Origin of the sequence: Microbacterium esteraromaticum (assembly GCF_028747645.1) — a bacterium.
Classification (GTDB): domain Bacteria; phylum Actinomycetota; class Actinomycetes; order Actinomycetales; family Microbacteriaceae; genus Microbacterium; species Microbacterium esteraromaticum_C.
This window is the reverse complement of sequence record NZ_CP118100.1, coordinates 408,147-424,968: the sequence shown is the minus strand read 5'-3', so window position 1 is coordinate 424,968 and position 16,822 is coordinate 408,147. Positions and strand designations below refer to the sequence as shown.

Here is a 16,822-nt window from a genome sequence, read left to right as displayed (position 1 = left end):
AAGTCCCTCCGGGGCCGACACCCTTCGGCCCGGATACCCCTTTGCCCGCGCCCGCCTCTTCGAAGGAGAACAATGACCGCCCAGACCACTCCGCGCACCGCTCCCCGCGGCGGCCCCAACCCGGCCGCACGCCGCGCCTTCGCCGGTTCCGTCGCCGGACACCTGATCGAGTGGTACGACTACGGCGTCTACGGCTACCTCGCCGTCTACATGGGCGCTGCGTTCTTCCCGAGCGATGATCCGCTGGTCAGCGTGCTCAGTTCGTTCGCCGTCTTCGCCCTGAGCTTCTTCATCCGCCCACTGGGCGGCCTGTTCTTCGGTCCGCTCGCCGACCGCATCGGACGTCGCCGCACGTTGCTGATCGTGCTCACGGTGATGGCGTCGAGCACGTTCCTCATCGGGCTGCTGCCCACCTACGCCGCGATCGGTGTCGCCGCGCCACTGCTGCTGGTTCTTGTCCGTTGTGTACAGGGCTTCTCGGCCGGTGGTGAGGTCGGCACCGTCGCGAGCTTCATCGCCGAACACGCGAGTGGTGCCCGCCGCGGGTTCGCCACGAGCTGGCTACTGGCCATCTCGGCGGCCGGCCTTGTGATCGGTGCCCTCGTCGTGAACGGCCTCACGTGGTGGCTGGGTAGCGAGACGATGGCGGAAGGCGGCTGGCGTATCCCCTTCCTCATCGCAGGTCCCCTCGGACTGATCACGCTGTGGCTGCGCATGCGCCTCGAAGACAGCCCGGCGTTTCTGAGCATGCAGGCCGCCTCTGAAGGCGCGAAGAGCCCACTGCGCGCCGCATTCGCCCAGCCCCGCGCCCTGCTGTTGGTGTTCGGCGTCGTGACGCTGGCGACGTCGTCGTTCTACCTCGTGCTGACCTACTACACGACCCTCATGCGCACCGCACTCGGATTGGACGCATCGACCGTGTTCTTTGCGAGCATCGGGGCTGCCGTGCTCGCCGGCGCCTTCATGCCCGTCGGCGGTCTCATCTCAGACCGCTTCGGCCGCCGGCGCCCCATGATCGTCTACGCCGTGATCGCGATCGCCCTGTGTCTGGCGGTCTTCTACGCAGCGGCAACGACCTCGATCGCCCTGTTCCTCGTGTTCGCCGTCGCGCTGGCCATCGTGTCAGGACTCTACGGCGGATCGGTCTACGCGCTGATGAGTGAACTGCTCCCCACCCGCATCCGCGCCACCGGGCTGGCCATCTCGTACAACCTGCCGGTCGCGCTGTTCGGCGGAAGCGCGCCATTCGTCGCCACGCTACTGATCTCCGCCACGGGCTCTCTCGCCTCACCCGGCTACTACTTCGCCGCGACCGGCGTGCTGTCGCTGATCACGCTGCTGATGATCCGTCCGCGCGATCAGGTGGGCATCGACGCGTGACCCACCAGCACTCAGAGCAGATCCAGCGATACTTGCGCTGGCGTGCCGAACGGGCCATGAGCCCGCTCGGCACGGGCGGGCTAGCCCAGGCACGCGCCGACCGCACGCGAGTCAACGACATCGTTGCCGGCCCTCCGAGCGGCACCCGATTCTCTCGCTCCTCCGGCGATCCCAGCAGCGGCACCCCGCCGATGCTGATCGCCCACCCGGCGCAAGTGCGCCACAGCGCCTTCGCCGTCTATGCCCACGGCGGAGGCTGGTCGATCGGCACCGCCGACGACTACGCTTCCGTGGCCGCCCATCTCGCCGCGTCCGCGAGCATGCCTGTAGTCGTTCCCGACTACCCGCTCGCGCCCGAGCATCCTTTTCCTGCAGCACCGGATGCCATCGACCGCGCTCTCGAGGCGTGCGAGCGCGAACCTGAGAACCTCGGCCTGAATGACGGCGCGCGCAGCGTGCTCATCGGTGACAGCGCAGGCGGAGCGCTCGCGATCACTGCCGCACTGGCCGCACAGCGGCGCGGTCGACCCGCATCCGCCCTGTTACTCGCCTATCCGGCGACGACCACACTGCTGCCTCCCACCGAAGTCGAGACGGCGTGGATGGCCGGGCTATCGCGCTCGGCGCTGGAGTGGTTCCTCAACCTGTACTTCACCGGGACGGCAGACCGGACAACGCCACGCGCCAATCCGATCGGTGACGACCTATCTGCCCTTCCCCCCATCGCCGTCGTCACGGCAGAGCACGACATCCTGAACCAGAGCATCGATGAGTTCGTGCGCATGGCGCGTCAGGCTGGCGTGGCCGTGCGGCACCGCCGGTACGCCGGCCAGATCCACACGTTCTTCCAACTCGTCGGAATCACCGATGCAGCGGCAGAGGCCTACGCGTACCTCACGCGCGATCTCGACCAGATACTGCAGCCGCACCACCGTCATCACCCGGCTGGTGCGCCAGATCGGGCCAGCCCACGGTCAGCGGCACGATGAGCGTAGCGACGATCCGCGACCCCACCGACGCACCCGATGCCCACGGGCGCAGCCGTGGCATTCGCCGTGCCACACTGACTGCATGCCCCAGCATCCGAACGATCCCCGGCAGGCGCGGCGTCTTCCCGAGACGCTGAACGAGTTCCAGCGGGCCGAAGGGCACCCGCAGTTCCGGGTCGACGTCGAACGCATCCGCTTCTCGCCCTTCTACTCACGCCTCTCGGCCGTCACGCAGGTGATCTCGCAGGCGGGCGCGGGGCTCGCCGTGCACAACCGGCTCACCCACTCGATCAAGGTCGCCGCCGTCGCACGCGCCATCGCCACGCACCTATCGACACGCGACGACGAGGCAGGTCGCACCGTCGCCGAGCTCGGCGGCGCGCACCCCGTCGTCGTCCAGGCCGCGGCCGCGGCGCATGACCTCGGGCATCCGCCGTTCGGCCACCTCGGCGAGCAAACCCTCGACCACCTCGCCCGCACCCGCTTCGGGCTGAGCGAAGGCTTCGAGGGCAACGCGCAGACCTACCGCATCCTCACCCGCCTCGACGAACACGACCGCCCCGGCGTCGGCCTCAACCTCACCGCAGCCGTGCGCGCCGCCGTGCTGAAGTACCCCTGGCGCCGCGGTGACGGCGGACGCCGACGCGGCGGAGCGAGCAAGTTCAACTACTACGCGATCGACGAGCAGGATGCCCGCGCAGCTCTCTCTGCCTACCCGCTCATCGAGCCCGGCCAGCAGACCGTCGAATGCTCGATCATGGACATCTCCGACGACATCGCCTACTCACTGCATGACCTCGACGACTTCTACCGCGCCGGGCTGCTCAACCCCGCCACGCTCTCGGCCGAGTTCCACTCCTGGCACCGCGACCTTGCCCGACTTCGGGCATCCGATCGCGACGCACTCGAAGCCGACACCCGCACACCCGGCCACTCACTCGAGCTGCTCTGGCGCCGCCTGCAGAGCAAAGACACCTGGATCGCCGATGCGGATGCGTTCAGCGAAGCCGTCGCAAAGGTCTCGGCCGAGGTCATCGACGGTCTCGTCGCCGAACCGTTCGACGGTTCACTGGCCAGCGAACGCGGCCTGGCGCGCTTCACCACCGCATGGATCGCGCGCCTGCAGTCGTCGATCGAAGTGCACCGGCATCCCGATGAGCGCTGCGGCCATGTGAGTCTCAGCCGCCAAGCGTGGCATGAGGTCGCCGTACTGAAGTTCTTGCACGAGCGCTTCATCCTCGAACGCCCCGACCTGACCGTCTACCAGCGCGGGCAGGCGAACATCCTCGTGCGGCTGGTCGACGGCTTCACCGCCTGGCTCGACGACCCGGGCGACGCACGTCGCGCTCCCCGCCGGCTCATCGACCTGGTCGAACTCGCCACCGACGACTACCGTCGCCTGCGGCAGGACGCCCCCGACCTGGTCGGGGCGCGCACTGACGACGACCTCGACCGGCTCGCCCGTGGACGCGGGATCATCGACTACGTCGCCTCGCTCACCGACGCGCAGGCTTCATCGCTCGATGCCCTGCTGGCCGGTCAGACCGAACGCCTCTGGGACGCCGGCCAGGGCCTCTAGCCCATTTCTCGCCGTCTCTCTCGCCGTCTCGTTCGCCGTCTCTCTCGCCGGTGAGAAACCACTTCCCGTTTGAGACACCACGTGCGGAGGTGTTTCTCGAACAGGAAGTGGTTTCTCAGCGGATGCTGTCGACCGGCGGAGTCAGATGACGTCGTCGGGGCCGGGGGAACGGGTCGAGCGGCGCGTCTGCTGCGTGCCGTCGGGGGCCGTCTCAGTGCGGGTGACGACGTCGGTGCGACGACGGCGTGCCATCAGCACGATGCCGATGAGGAAGACGACGACGCCGGCACCCATCAGGATGTACCCGATCAGGTCGAGGTCGAGCCACGCGACGTCGACGTTCACCGCGAAGGTCAGGATGGCGCCGATGACGACGAGGGCGATTCCGGTTCCGATGCTCATGGCAGGGCTCCTTTCGCGCCGCGGGGTCCACCGCGACAGCCCCCAGGCTCTCGGATCCAAACCGGCGGATGCAAGGGGTTGACAGCACCCCCTGCGATCGGCAACGCCCCCGCCCGCCTGCTGGCGTATTGGCCCGCCGCTGGCGTACTGGCCCGCCGCTGAGAAACCACTTCCCGTTTGAGACACCACGTGCGGAGGTGTTTCTCGAACGGGAAGTGGTTTCTCAGCGGAGGGCACGGCACGCGACGACGCGACGACGCGACAGCGGCAGCAGCAGCGGGTCAGAGCTCGCCGGGGCGCATGGCCTCGGCGTCGATCGCTCGCAGCACGCGCATCGCCGCAGTGTCGACGGCCGGTTCGGCGACAGCATCCGCTGTCTTGCGCTTGCGCGGCGCGTAGACGACCAGCGCGTGGAACAGGAACCGGGCGAAGAAGGCGACGACCAACGAGATCGCCGTGGCGAGAACGCTGGAGATGTGCCAGCTCTCGACCATCCATGCCATTACCGGAATACGCAGTGCGGCCTCGATGCCGTTGAACGATACCGAGGCGGCAAAACGCACCCACAGCCGTGACGCATCGTGGCGCTCTGCACGGAACACGAACAGCTCTTGCAGGACGAAGTTGCCGATGATCGTCGCGGCCGCGCCGATCACCGCGGCGATCAGGTAGTCCATCCCGGCCTGGGTGAGCACCCACATGATGCCGATGTTCGCGACGGCGCCGATGCCACCGATCAGGGCGAACAGGCCCATCTTGCCGAATCGCAGTCGGGCCAGGTGCGCGAGGAATGTCGCCCCCTGACGCAGCGTGGCCTTCGAGTTGCCATGCTGGCGCGCACCAAAGGCCATCGGCACCTCGGCGATCCGCAGGTCGTGACGTTCGCCCGCCCGCACCAGGATCTCGAGCAGGATCTTGAACCCCTGCGGGCGCAGCACATCGACGTCGACCCGGGCGCGGTCGACGAGAAAGAAGCCCGTCATCGGGTCGGTGCTGCGCCACAGCCGGCGCAGGAACATCGCCTTCGTGACGGCGGTCGCCGCTTTCGAGACACCCAAACGCAGTGTGGTCCCGAGCCCTGCGGAGTCACCACCACCGATGTAGCGCGACGCCGCGACGACGTCGGCGTCGCCCCGCGCGTAACGTGCGAGCATGGCCGGCAGAAGCTCGGGCGGATGCTGCAGATCACCGTCCATGACGATGCATACGTCGTACGCCGCCTGCTGCAGCCCCAGCACAACCGCACCGCCGAGACCGCCGCTGTTGCTCTCACGATGGATGACTCGTACGGGAAGAGGCGCGGATACCGCGACCCTGGCCACCTCGTCGGCCGTGCCGTCGGAGCTGTCGTCGACGAAGAGGATCTCAGCGCGGTACCCGCCAAGCGCCGCGCCGATGCGCCGCACGAGTTCGGCCACGTTCTCGCGCTCGTTGTAGGTCGGCACGATCACGGTGACCGGTGCGACCGCGACGGGCGGCTGGGCGGTGGCGCTCACGTGATCCCTCCCCCGATCTGCGATCGGCCGTGCGTTGACGCGTGCGTTCAATCGTGCCATCTTTCGCTTGGAGCCGGGTGTCCGTGGCCGTCGTAGGCTGGAGGCATGAGCACCCCTGCATCCGACTCCCTCACCATGTTCGGCGCCGACTGGTGCGGCGACTGCCGCCGCACCAAGAAGCAGCTCGACGACCTCGGCATCGAGTACACCTACATCGACCTGGTCGCCGACCCGGCCGCCGCCGACGTCGCCAAGGAGATCTCGGGCCGCATGAACATCCCGGTGGTCGTGTACCCCGACTCGAGCCACCACGTCGAGCCGTCGAACGCCGACGTCGAGGCCAAGCTGCGCGAGCTCGCCCTCATCTGACCCACCGCTTCCCGGCGATACGCTGGGGCGACGCTGAAGGAGACGACGATGACTTCCACGACCGCGCCCGCCCCGGCATCCGCCCTCGACGACACCGAGCGCGCCGAACTCGACGCGCACATCACCGTGCTGCGCAAGGGCGCGGCCACGTGGTCGAGTCTGACGCTGTCGCAGCGGGCAACCCTGTTGCGCGCGCTGCGCGACTCGGTGTCGGCGACGATCGAGGACTGGGCTGACACAGCCGCCGATTCCAAGGGGCTGCCTTCGGGGCATCCGCTGCGCGGTGAGGAGTGGCTCAGCGGGCCGTACTCGACGCTGGGCGCACTGGATTCCTACACCGACACCCTCACGAAACTCGCCGGCGGTCGCAGCACGCTCGACGGGCTCACGATCGGCCGTGCCCCCGGCGGGCGCACCCGTGTAGACGCATTCCCGTTGACCCGAAGCGACCAGATCCTGCTGGCGGGATTCAGTGGTGAGGTCTGGCTGAAGCCCGGCACCACCCCGGCCTCCGCGCGACGAAACGCCGGCCTCGCCCAGCTCACCCCGGATGCCCCCGGCGGCGTCGGCCTGGTGCTCGGCGCCGGCAACATCACCTCGATCCCGGTGCTCGATGTGTTCTACGAGCTGCTCGCGAACAACCGCGTCGTGCTGCTGAAGGTCAATCCCACCCAGGACGCCCTGGTGCCCGTGTACGAGCGGGCGCTGGCCCCGCTGATCGCGCCCGGATTCCTGCGGATCGTGCGCGGTGGCGCCGCCGTGGGCTCCTACCTGACCGGTCATCCCGACCTCGACCATGTGCACATCACCGGTGCCGCGGCGACCTTCGATGCGATCGTGTGGGGCCCGTCGAACGGCACCGGAGCGCAGAAGGCGGCGACCACCCGGCGGCGGCGTGAGAACCGACCGTTGCTGAAGAAGCCGATCACCGCCGAGCTCGGAGGGGTCTCGCCGATCATCGTCGTCCCCGGTGAGTGGACCGATGCCGACATCACCTTCCACGCCGAGCACGTCGCGACGATGCGACTGCAGAACAGCGGGCACAACTGCATCGCCGGGCAGGTCGTGATCATGTCCCGCGACTGGGCGCAGGCCGACCAGTTCCGCGCCGCGTTGCGGCGCGCCTACGCCAGCGCTCCCGAACGTCCGATCTGGTACCCCGGGTCACCGAAGCGCATGGGTGCGGCCGCCGAGGACTATCCGGATGCCTTGGTGCTCGCCGATCGTCTGCTCGTCGAGATCGATGAGAACGCGGATGCCACCGCTCTGCAGTCCACCGAGTACTTCGCCCCGGTGCTGGGCGTGGTCGAGCTCGACGGCACTGGCCAGGCGTTCCTCGACGCGGCCGTGACGTACGCGAATGACGAACTCGTCGGTACCCTCGGCGGCAACATCATCATCGATCCGGCGACCGAGAAGGCGATGGGTGCCGGGTTCGAGCGGGCGATCGCCGAGTTCCGCTACGGGTCGATCGCGATCAACACCTGGACGGCGCTCGGTTTCATCGTGCCGACCATGACGTGGGGGGCGTTCCCCGGCAACACCATCGACGAGGTGGGCAGCGGTATCGGCGTCGTGCACAACGCGCTACTGCTCGATGACGTGGAGCGCTCGGTGGTGCGCGGGCCGTTCCGTCCCTTCCCGCGGTCGTTGCCTGTACTCAACGGCGGCGGGCGCTTCAGCATCCTGCCGAAACCGCCGTGGTTCGTCTCGGCACGCACGGGCACAGAGGTGTCGGCGGGCCTGACGCGTTTCCGCGCCCGCGGCGGCGCACTCGGCCTGGTGCGTACCCTGCTGGCGGCGCTGCGCGCCTGACCTCACGCTGCACGCCTGCCTTCATTCTGCGCACCTGACTTCGCTCTGCGCGCCTGACTTCGCTCGCCGACACCCCCATTTCGCGTCCACACCCCCAGGTATGGACGCCCGCAGGTGGGGGTCTCGGCGGCAGGTGGGGGTCTCGGCGGAAACGGCGGGCGTGGGTCAGAGCCGGTCGCCGGGAACCGCGAAGGTGTCGCAGACGCCAAGACCGTTGGTGTAACCGTTCGCGAACCAGTACTTGCGCTGCTCGCTCGAGCCGTGCGTGAAGCTCTCGGGGCTGACGAAGCCGCCCGACTGCTGCTGAATGTGGTCATCGCCCACGACGTAGGCGGCGTTGACCGCATCCCGCAATTGCGTCTCGGTGGGCGGCTGCAGGTAGGGCACCCCGTTGTCGTCTTCGAGCGTGGTGACATCACCGAGCCACGCGCCCGCGTAGCAGTCGGCCTGCAGTTCCATGCGCACACCGTTGCTGTCGGGGCCGGTGCCGTTGTTCGGGTACTCGCGCATCACGCCGGTGATGTTCTGGATGTGGTGGCCCCACTCGTGCCCGACGATGTACAGCTGAGCGAGCTCGCCCGCTGAGGCGCCGAACTGCTGGCGCATGATGGCGAAGAAGTCGGGGTCGATGTACACGCCCATCTCGGGCGGGCAGTAGAACGGACCCACTGCGTTCGACGCGGTGCCGCACTGGGTGGGCGTCTGCCCCTCGACCACGGTCATCGTCGGCGCGACGTAACCATCGACATGCGCCTCCCAGTAGTCGTTGAGCACGACCTCGGCGCCCGCCATACGGCAGTCGTCATTCTCGTTGGCATCCGCCCCGGTGCGGCACTCGGTGAGAGAGCCCTCGACGCTGGTACCGCCTCCCGACGGCACCGTGCCGCCACCGACCAGGCCCGACAGATCGACTCCGAGCATGGGCCCGATCAGTAGCGCGAGAATGCCGATCACCCCGACACCGACGCCACCGCCGATGGCGGCATTGCGGCCACGCCTGCGGGTGGTGTTGCCCGAGATGTCGGCGTTCGGGTTGAAGGTCATGCTCCAAAAATACCGCTGATGACGTCGGCGCACCGCAATAGGCTGTGAGACATGGCGACGACGATCACGATCACGGGGGCCGGCGGACAGATCGGCTACGCGCTGCTGTTCCGCATCGCGGCGGGCGACATGCTGGGGCCGGATGAGAAGGTTCGGTTGCGGCTGCTGGAGATCCCGCAGGGAATGGGTGCGGCCGAGGGCGCCGCACTCGAACTGCAAGACGGCGCCTTCGAACTGCTCGAGCACGTCGAGGTGACTGACGATCCGGCCGTGGCCTTCGATGGTGCGAACGCCGCGCTGCTGGTCGGCGCACGCCCCCGTGGCCCCGGCATGGAGCGGGCAGATCTGCTGGCCGCCAACGCCGGGATCTTCGGACCGCAGGGCGCGGCGATCGGTGCGAACGCGGCCGATGATGTGCGCGTGGTCGTGGTGGGCAACCCCGCCAACACCAACGCCCTGATCGCGGCCTCGGCTGCCGACGGCGTTCCCGCTGAGCGGTTCACCGCACTCACCCGGCTCGACGAGAACAGGGCGCGGGCGCAGCTGGCACAGACCCTCGGCGCGCCGGTGGGCGGCATCCGCCGTGTACCGATCTGGGGCAACCACTCGGCGACGCAGTTTCCCGATATCTCGCATGCGACGATCGACGGCCGCCCGGTCGGCGAGGCTCTGATCGCGCAGGTGGGTGACGTGCGCGCCTGGCAGGAGCAGACGTTCATCCCTCGGGTCGCGAAGCGCGGCGCCGAGATCATCCAGGTGCGGGGATCGTCGTCGGTCGCCTCGGCAGCCAACGCCACGATCGAGCACATGCGCGACTGGATGCTCGGCACCGACGACTGGACCAGTGCGGGCGTCGTCTCGCGCGGCGAGTATGGCGTGCCTGAGGGGCTGGTCTGTTCGTTCCCCGTGCGATCGGTCGACGGCGCCTGGCAGATCGTCGAAGGACTCGAGCTCGACGAGTGGGCACGGACGCGCATCGATGCTTCCGTCGCCGAACTCGCCGACGAACGCGACGCGGTGCGCGCGCTCGGGATGCTCTGAAGCCCGGCCGCTCGGGCAGAATGGTAACGGGAGGTACGTCGATGAACGAGGGGATGAGTGTGCCGAAGACTCACGCGGATGCTGCTCTGACGAGTCCGCTGACACTGCCGCACGCGGCCGCGTCATGCCCGAAGTGCCTGGCCCACGATGACCACGGCTGGTGGTCCATGCGCCCCGAAAGCGCCCGACTGGTCGGCCTGGTCGTCTCGCGCGAGGGGATGCCCTCGGTCACCCAGCAGCGTGAGGACCTCACCCGCTTCGGTGTGCCGATCGAGGGCTTCCGTCATCCCGCGCCCGAGATCCTGGAGAGCTGGGGCGACCGCCTGGCGCGATTGATCGAGACGCTGCAGCGCGGTGACGTGCTGGTGGTCGCGAACGTGCATGCATTGGGCCGCGACCGTGACGAGGAGTCGCGCACGGTCGCCGAGCTGCGTCGGCACGGAATCATGGTCAAGATCCTCGGGCACCAGTCCCGCCACCTGGTCGACGTCGAGGCCTGAGCGCCGCTACCGCGCGGTGACAGATGACGAGCCCATCAGCTCGTCGCGCAGAGATCCGGAACTGACAAAGCGGGCGGCGGCTACGAACTCGTCGAACAGAGACAGCATGAGGTTCTCGAGGTCACCGAGCGGGGTCGAGAACCTCGCCATCAGCAGGCGCTTGGATGCGGGCACGGGCACCCAGTAGTCGGCGATCAACCGCGTGATCCCCTGCGATTCGCTGCCGTCGTCGATCGTCTCAACGCGATGCGTGCGCAGCGCCGGATTGCCCGGCCCCCGCACCTCGGCCAGCGACGCGTGCGCGGCGGGATCGATCTGCTTCAGCCCTTCTGCCATGACGCCGAGCACCGCCTGCGGCGCCGTACCGATCGCCGGGCTCATCCGCAGATCGGCCGGTTCGAAGACCAACAGCGTCACCGGCAGTGGCGTGCCGGGCGCGATCTCGGTGGAGAACATGATGGCGCGGGTCTCTCCCCGCGCGCCCGCCGACACCGCTTCCTGCAACTGGGTGCGCACCCGTGCACGTTCGGCGGCACGATCGTCGGCGACGCCGATGGCTTTCTTCGCGATCGCCTGAATGGATGCCCGTGTGGCCTCGCCCCCGGAGAGATCCACCGAGAACCAGCGTCCCGGCAGACGAAACCGCAGCTCTGGACCGGTCACTCCGGTCCCGTCCACGCACCGTAGCGGGCATCCATATCGGTCAGGCTGACTCCGCCCTGACCGGCGTTGGTCACGCCGAGCGGGCTGAGCTCGGCCGCCGCCGCTCGGAGATCGACCGGTTCCTCCCCCTCGGCTGCGCTCGTGCCCGCGACCACCTTGATCGTGTTCGGTTCCCAGGGAAGCGCGCGCCACACGGCCTCGAGGAGCGCATCGAGCTCATCGCTGGTGAACGGCTCAGGCGAATCGGTGACCACGCCGATGCTGAGTCGATGCCCGAAGCCATTGCGCGATCGTTCCAAGCCGTCAACAGCAGTGACGCGAGGCACGCCCGCCACCACCGCACTCGACACGTCACCGTAGTCCACAGTCTGCTCCTCTGTCTGTCCGCCGCTCGGGGGCAGCACCCCACACCCCGCCACGCTGCCGGAGAGCAACGCTCCTGCCACAGCCGCAGCGAGCAATCGCCGTCCGCGCACGCTTCGATGCTGCATTGTCATTCGCTCCAGTGGTAGTACGAGACGTCGGTGTAGCCATCATCGTTGAAGAAGTCCGCCAGCCCAGGATGCCTTGCCTGCACCTGGTCGAGGTGAGCCTGGTAGGTCTGGGAGTACTTGTCGGCGTTGTGCGCGCCGACGTCGACGCCGAGAACAGCGTTCGGGTTCGGCGGGTCGACTCGGATCGATGTCCAGTTCGCCCCGTGCTCAACGCTGTCGAAGTCGCCGGTAATCGCATCCAACCTCGGCACCGGGTCGCCGTTGTGCTGCACCGAGACGACGTCGATGTCGCCGGGAATCGGCATGTGATCGATGGGAGCCCCGGCTGCGACAACGGCCTGCCAGTTGTAGTCGGAGTTGTACGCCGCGAGATGCCCGGCCATGATCCCGCCCTGGCTGAAGCCGACGAGCATGACCGGATCGTCCGGGCCGACTCCCGCCTGGCGCATCGCATCGAGCACAGCGCGCTCGTACTGCGTCTGCAGCGCTGGCGTCAGCATGAGCGCGAGGTTGCTGTCGAGGTCGTTGACCGCTCCCTTATCACCGAATCGCGAGAGCCACTCCTGCGTGCTCGGCAAGGTGACCGTGTAGTGCCAGCCGTCCGGGCCCAGCACCTTCGAGATCTTCACCACGCTCTCGTCTTCCAGGCCGAGGGCATCGACCTCACCGGCGCCATCGAGCACGTTGGCGAGGCTCGGGTCGTCGGGTATCTGCTTCTTGCTGGCATCCGCGTAGGGGTTCTTGCCCGCCACAGCGGGCGTGTCGCGCAGCACGTCTGATAGCACGCTCCAGATCAAGAAGGCGGCGAGCGCGACTGCGATCACCGCGCCGATGACGAGGCCGACCGTGCCGAACAGTGCTCCGACGGCGACGATCAGCACGAGCACGGCCAGCACACCCAGAATCGCCACCAGCGTGTCGGCGATCGCCTTCAGCAGGTTCACGACGTCTTGCAGGAAGTCGCCTATCCACTCACCGATCCCCGAGAGGAAGTCCCCGACCCCGGCGAAGAAGTCACCCACGCCGTCCCAGAACCCCTCGTTGGACGGGTCGATGGCGGCGTCGATCCGGTTCATCGCGGTCTCGGCGGCGGCATCCATGTCGTCCCGCGCAGCGCGGATGCGCGCGAGCGCATCGTCCATGGCGGCAACAGCGGCGTCGACGGCCCGCTGGGCGCCGGGTACCTGATCGGTGAGCGCGGGCGGCGGATCGTCTGCGGCGCTGACACGTGCAGTCAGATCTCTCAGTGCCGAGCTGGCGTTGCCGTGCGAGACAAGCGCATCGTCCAGGTCTGCCTGAGCGCTCTCTGCGCGAGCATGGGCGTCGGTGAGCACCACGGCGTACTCGGTGATCGCATCGGCCGTGCCGCGGTAGCGCGGATGAATGCGCTCCAGATCAGCCGAGATCTGCTCGTTCTGTTCGTAGAGCGCGTGAACGGCCTTGCCCTCGTCGTCGGCGACGATGCCCCGGAGCGCACCGATGACCTCGAGGATGACGTCGGCCGAGGCAACGAGGGTCGTCGCGCGAGCACTCAGTTCTTCGGGATGCCCCGGAAGCACCGTCATGTTCTACTCCCCCTGAGCCATCTTCGCGTCGAGGTCACGGAACGTGTCGACGATCGCCTGAATGAAGTCGGCTTGCGAACGCAGGCTCTCACTCAGGTCCTCCCTGGCGATGTCCCATTTGCCGCCGAAGTCGTCGACCTTGGCGCTCAGCCCGCTGTGCCCTGTGAGCGATCCCACGTCGGCAGCGAACGATTCCGCTCCATCGAAGGTCGTGGCGAGTCCCTTGGCGGCCTGGGCGGTCGACTCGAGCTGGGCAAGATCCATCCGGACGTCGCTCACGTCTGGTCCTGTCCTCTCTCGGATGCCGGTGCCTCCGCCGGCATGGTGTGAGCGCGTCGCCGGTCGGCAGCGCGCAATGCGGCGCCGAGGGCGGCATCCGCCGCGCGCACCTCTGCGCGCAGCTGCGCGGCATCCGCTTCCGATCGGGGAATGCGCACGTGCAATCCGGTCAGTGCCCGCTGGAGCGCATCATCGTCGATCGTCATGCGATCTCTCTCCTTACCCCGCGGCGTCGGACTCCGTCAGATGCAGAAAGGGCCGACCGAAATGGTCGGCCCTTTCTGGAGAAGACTCTGTTGGTGTTCAGCCGCCGGCGAGCTGCTGATCCAGGTCCTGGATCGCGCGCATCATGCCCAGCAGCGACTCCGACATGTCATTGATGCCATCCACCGCCGTCTTCAGACCGGTGGTGAGTTCGCCATAGCCCTCACCGAACTTGCCCGACGCGTGCTGCGTCTTGAAGTCCTCACCCAGCAGCGTGTCCACCTGACCCTTCAGGGTGTCCAGCTGACCCTGAATGTCATCACGAGCCTGCGACAGCGACGACGCCACCTGCTCCATCTCCGCATAAGACGCACCGAAATCGGCCATCAACAACACCTCCGAAAATCACCCGAACCGGACCACCCCGGCCCGACAACAACCACACTACGGGCCGACCACAGAACCCGTCGATGGGGAGAACTCCCCATCGACCTCACGCCTGGGGAGGAGCGCCGGCGGGCGCGTCAGGCACATGTCTGGCCAGTTCGGGCGCCATCGTCAGACCGAGCTCACCCATCGGCGCGGCATTCGCCCGCGCGGCGACCCCAGCGTCGATGAGGTCGCGCGAACGCAGCAGCTCGATCGCGGAACGGCGCCGATCTTGGATTTCATCGAGGACGTGCTGCGGCGTCTCGGTGAGGCCCTGTCTGATGTTGTCGACTTCGTTCTGCGGACCACCTGGTCGCACCGGACCGCGCACCAGGAGTACGACGTGTAGGAGCGCATCTGCCGCGATGACGACGATCCACAGCACGTCAGGCCCGGTCAGCTGGCTCCGGCCCGCAGTTGCGGCGATGAGAAGTGACACGGCCGCCGGGATGATGTGCAACAGCGCAAGCGTGCGCAGGCTGGCTGCCATGACCGCCCGCGGGTGCCTGTGTTCCTGGATCTGACCGTAGACGCCGACGATGAGAGCGAGGGCTGTGAGAATGCCGGCCGCGGCCAGAGGCAGGTCGAAGTTGTCGCCGCTGGTCCACGCCCACCGGATCATCATCGCCGCGCCGACGAGCGGGCCGACGATCGCGTACAGGTAACTGAGCGAGCGCAGGCAGCTGGCACCCGTGATCTTCGTATACTCAGCCTGCACGGCCTCCTGCGGCGCGATGATCGACAGGTCGCGGACAACGGCAGGTGCCACGATGAAAGACCTGATTTCGAGCTTCCACCAGGCCAGCGGTGTCCATTCCTCGGCTTCTTCGATCAGGGGAGCGAGCGGCCGACTCTCTGCATCATGCCCTCCTGGAGAGCTCGCCTTCGCCATCAAGCTGCGGGCGCGAGCGCAACGCCCAGCAGGCCGAGCGGCGCTTCCCGCGCACGATCGGCGGTTTCCCGGTCAATGAGGTCGCGTTCGAGAAGGACATCGATCGCGCCGGCGAGCTCTGCGCGCACCTTCTCTTCGTCCGCCGCAACCAGCGTCGCCATCGCGTTGCGCCAGAGCGCACGCGCACGCTCGACCCGCGCTGCAGCGCGATCCTTCGGCCGCGGTGTGAGCACGAGGTAGAGAACACCAACGATGGCGTCAAGCGCGAACACGACGACCATCCACGGCTGCGCATCGGCCGAGCGGCCGGTCGCCAGCGCCTGAACGACGAAGACCAGCAGAATCAGCGACGGAACGAGGTGGGCCCAGCCGATTATGATCGCGGTGCGCGGTTCGACCTCATCGCGATGACGCACATTGCCGATCAGGCTGATCGTTCCGAGCAGCACCGCGATCGCGATGAGGATCACAGCCGGCAGAAAACTCGCACCGTCCGGACGCGGAAGGTGAAGGGAGGCGAGCACGACGAGCGCGACCGCCGGCAGCACCGGTGCGGCGAGGTGCATGAGCGCGATGATCGGCTGCAGAGGATCGATCCTGCCCTTGGCGAAGTAGCGTCGGGCCGCAGTCGGCGACATCGTGCTGAGTGCGCTGCGGATCTTCGGATGATCGCGGAAGAGCCCGGCCTCGAGCTCCCACCAGTTCAGCCCGTCCCAGCGATCGGCGTTCTCGACGATCTCCCGACTCACGTCCGCACTCACAGCGCTCATGGGTGCCGCTCAGCTTCCATCGTTCTCGACCGCGACCAGCAGGCCGTCAGCGAAGCAGCAGGGAGACATCCAGGTCGCCGTCGTACACCGTCCAGACGAGCCAGGCCACCGGCCCGATTTCTGCCGCCTGGTCCGCGGCCTCGGTGTGCGCGCCGCGCTGCTGCAGCGCATGCGCCCACTGCTGTCGGAGTTCATCCCGCGCTGCGGCGGTGGCTGGCGTCAGGTTCGCCGCTCGCCGCGCGGACTCCCTCACACGACGAGCGTCGGCCTGCGCCTCGCGATTGCCCTTCGGGATGCCTCCTTCGGCAAACACATCGCTCCGGCGAAGGCGGTCGAGCCGCCAGGTCAGGGCGATCAGGAGCACGAGCAGGATGCCTGCGCCAGCAAGCCAGGGGCCGAGCTGCTGGGCCGTGAAGCCTCTGTCCCCTCCTCCACCGACCAGGCGGAACAGGAAGACGGCGGCAAGCAGAATGGTGACGATGGACGAGAGCACGGTCGCGACTGCGGCGCGTCCTCGTGCGGGTCGCAAGATCAGTGCACCGACCCCGGCGATCGCGGCGATGATCAGCGCCGGCATGGCGATCTGCACCGCGACATCAGGGGCCACCCATTTCGTGCGCGGACCCAGCGGAGAGAGCATCGCAACGGCGACGACTGCCGCCACCAGGCTCACCGCGAACAGGAAGGTCCACACGATTCCGCGCCCCCGGGCATCGGTCTCTGCGGACAGCATCTGCAACTGCGGATGCGGAGTTGTCATCTCGCGCCGGGCTGCGTGCAGCGCGCTGAGCTGCGGCATCAGCTCACGCTGCAGGTCACGGTGGGAGGCGACGGCCCGCTTCGCCGCGACGGCGATCGCGACCACCTCTTCGTCTTCGCCCTTCAGACGCACGATTCCTACCGTAGCCATA

General features: G+C 67.9%; 19 protein-coding genes. 7 read left to right on the top strand and 12 right to left on the bottom strand.

Going from position 1 to position 16,822, the window contains the following annotated elements; genetic code table 11:
* The first annotated feature begins 72 nt into the window (after window positions 1-72).
* The 3 genes from PTQ19_RS01940 to PTQ19_RS01930 all read left to right on the top strand — a co-directional run bounded on the left by PTQ19_RS01940 (window position 73) and on the right by PTQ19_RS01930 (window position 3,948).
* The gene (locus PTQ19_RS01940; RefSeq protein WP_274368249.1) at window positions 73-1,380 is read left to right on the top strand and encodes an MFS transporter; all 1,308 of its coding nucleotides are present in this window, start codon (window positions 73-75) and stop codon (window positions 1,378-1,380) included.
* Entirely contained in the window at window positions 1,377-2,369 is a 993-nt protein-coding gene (locus PTQ19_RS01935) for an alpha/beta hydrolase fold domain-containing protein (RefSeq protein ID WP_274368248.1), read from the top strand. Before PTQ19_RS01940 ends, PTQ19_RS01935 begins: the two co-directional genes overlap by 4 nt.
* Before the next feature lie 82 nt (window positions 2,370-2,451).
* Window positions 2,452-3,948: a deoxyguanosinetriphosphate triphosphohydrolase family protein gene (locus PTQ19_RS01930; RefSeq protein WP_274368247.1), complete on the top strand. Its 1,497-nt coding sequence runs from the start codon at window positions 2,452-2,454 to the stop codon at window positions 3,946-3,948.
* 141 nt (window positions 3,949-4,089) lie between these two features.
* Here the strand turns inward: PTQ19_RS01930 and PTQ19_RS01925 are convergent, their stop codons facing one another.
* Window positions 4,090-4,350: a DUF6458 family protein gene (locus PTQ19_RS01925; RefSeq protein ID WP_179409203.1), complete on the bottom strand. Its 261-nt coding sequence runs from the start codon at window positions 4,348-4,350 to the stop codon at window positions 4,090-4,092.
* 281 nt (window positions 4,351-4,631) lie between these two features.
* Window positions 4,632-5,846, bottom strand: coding sequence for a glycosyltransferase (locus PTQ19_RS01920; protein WP_274368246.1), 1,215 nt, complete (start codon window positions 5,844-5,846; stop codon window positions 4,632-4,634).
* Window positions 5,847-5,951: 105 nt separating this feature from the next.
* Here PTQ19_RS01920 and PTQ19_RS01915 point away from each other — a divergent pair, with 105 nt between their 5' ends.
* Window positions 5,952-6,215: a glutaredoxin domain-containing protein gene (locus PTQ19_RS01915; protein ID WP_206821157.1), complete on the top strand. Its 264-nt coding sequence runs from the start codon at window positions 5,952-5,954 to the stop codon at window positions 6,213-6,215.
* A gap of 48 nt (window positions 6,216-6,263) precedes the next feature.
* Window positions 6,264-8,030 (top strand): aldehyde dehydrogenase family protein, encoded by a 1,767-nt coding sequence (locus tag PTQ19_RS01910; RefSeq protein ID WP_274368245.1) that lies wholly within the window; start codon window positions 6,264-6,266, stop codon window positions 8,028-8,030.
* Between the two features lie 165 nt (window positions 8,031-8,195).
* Here the strand turns inward: PTQ19_RS01910 and ypfJ are convergent, their stop codons facing one another.
* The gene (gene ypfJ, locus PTQ19_RS01905; protein ID WP_274368244.1) at window positions 8,196-9,074 is read right to left on the bottom strand and encodes a KPN_02809 family neutral zinc metallopeptidase; all 879 of its coding nucleotides are present in this window, start codon (window positions 9,072-9,074) and stop codon (window positions 8,196-8,198) included.
* A 51-nt stretch (window positions 9,075-9,125) separates the two neighbouring features.
* Between ypfJ and PTQ19_RS01900 the strand changes: the two genes are divergently transcribed.
* Both PTQ19_RS01900 and PTQ19_RS01895 read left to right on the top strand, forming a co-directional pair.
* Complete coding sequence (locus tag PTQ19_RS01900; RefSeq protein WP_274368243.1) at window positions 9,126-10,115, top strand: malate dehydrogenase; 990 nt, start codon at window positions 9,126-9,128, stop codon at window positions 10,113-10,115.
* A 53-nt stretch (window positions 10,116-10,168) separates the two neighbouring features.
* A complete protein-coding gene (locus PTQ19_RS01895; protein WP_425313168.1) occupies window positions 10,169-10,615 on the top strand; it encodes a recombinase family protein in 447 nt (148 codons plus the stop codon).
* A gap of 6 nt (window positions 10,616-10,621) precedes the next feature.
* Here the strand turns inward: PTQ19_RS01895 and PTQ19_RS01890 are convergent, their stop codons facing one another.
* The 9 genes from PTQ19_RS01890 to PTQ19_RS01850 all read right to left on the bottom strand — a co-directional run bounded on the left by PTQ19_RS01890 (window position 10,622) and on the right by PTQ19_RS01850 (window position 16,821).
* Entirely contained in the window at window positions 10,622-11,278 is a 657-nt protein-coding gene (locus PTQ19_RS01890; RefSeq protein WP_274368241.1) for a hypothetical protein, read from the bottom strand.
* Window positions 11,275-11,643 (bottom strand): hypothetical protein, encoded by a 369-nt coding sequence (locus tag PTQ19_RS01885; protein WP_274368240.1) that lies wholly within the window; start codon window positions 11,641-11,643, stop codon window positions 11,275-11,277. The genes PTQ19_RS01890 and PTQ19_RS01885 overlap by 4 nt, the downstream gene beginning before the upstream one ends.
* A 128-nt stretch (window positions 11,644-11,771) precedes the next feature.
* On the bottom strand, window positions 11,772-13,337 hold the full coding sequence (locus PTQ19_RS01880; RefSeq protein WP_274368239.1) for a hypothetical protein: 1,566 nt from the start codon (window positions 13,335-13,337) through the stop codon (window positions 11,772-11,774).
* 3 nt (window positions 13,338-13,340) lie between these two features.
* Window positions 13,341-13,616, bottom strand: a complete 276-nt coding sequence (locus tag PTQ19_RS01875; protein ID WP_274368238.1) for a hypothetical protein — start codon at window positions 13,614-13,616, stop codon at window positions 13,341-13,343.
* Window positions 13,613-13,822: a hypothetical protein gene (locus PTQ19_RS01870; protein ID WP_274368237.1), complete on the bottom strand. Its 210-nt coding sequence runs from the start codon at window positions 13,820-13,822 to the stop codon at window positions 13,613-13,615. Before PTQ19_RS01870 ends, PTQ19_RS01875 begins: the two co-directional genes overlap by 4 nt.
* A gap of 97 nt (window positions 13,823-13,919) precedes the next feature.
* On the bottom strand, window positions 13,920-14,207 hold the full coding sequence (locus tag PTQ19_RS01865) for a WXG100 family type VII secretion target (protein WP_083428829.1): 288 nt from the start codon (window positions 14,205-14,207) through the stop codon (window positions 13,920-13,922).
* Between the two features lie 106 nt (window positions 14,208-14,313).
* Complete coding sequence (locus tag PTQ19_RS01860; RefSeq protein ID WP_274368236.1) at window positions 14,314-15,018, bottom strand: hypothetical protein; 705 nt, start codon at window positions 15,016-15,018, stop codon at window positions 14,314-14,316.
* A gap of 122 nt (window positions 15,019-15,140) precedes the next feature.
* Window positions 15,141-15,911: a hypothetical protein gene (locus tag PTQ19_RS01855; RefSeq protein WP_274368235.1), complete on the bottom strand. Its 771-nt coding sequence runs from the start codon at window positions 15,909-15,911 to the stop codon at window positions 15,141-15,143.
* A 46-nt stretch (window positions 15,912-15,957) separates the two neighbouring features.
* Window positions 15,958-16,821 carry a hypothetical protein gene (locus tag PTQ19_RS01850; protein ID WP_274368234.1) on the bottom strand — a complete coding sequence of 288 codons (864 nt, stop codon included), beginning with the start codon at window positions 16,819-16,821 and terminating at the stop codon, window positions 15,958-15,960.
* Window position 16,822 lies beyond the last annotated feature (1 nt).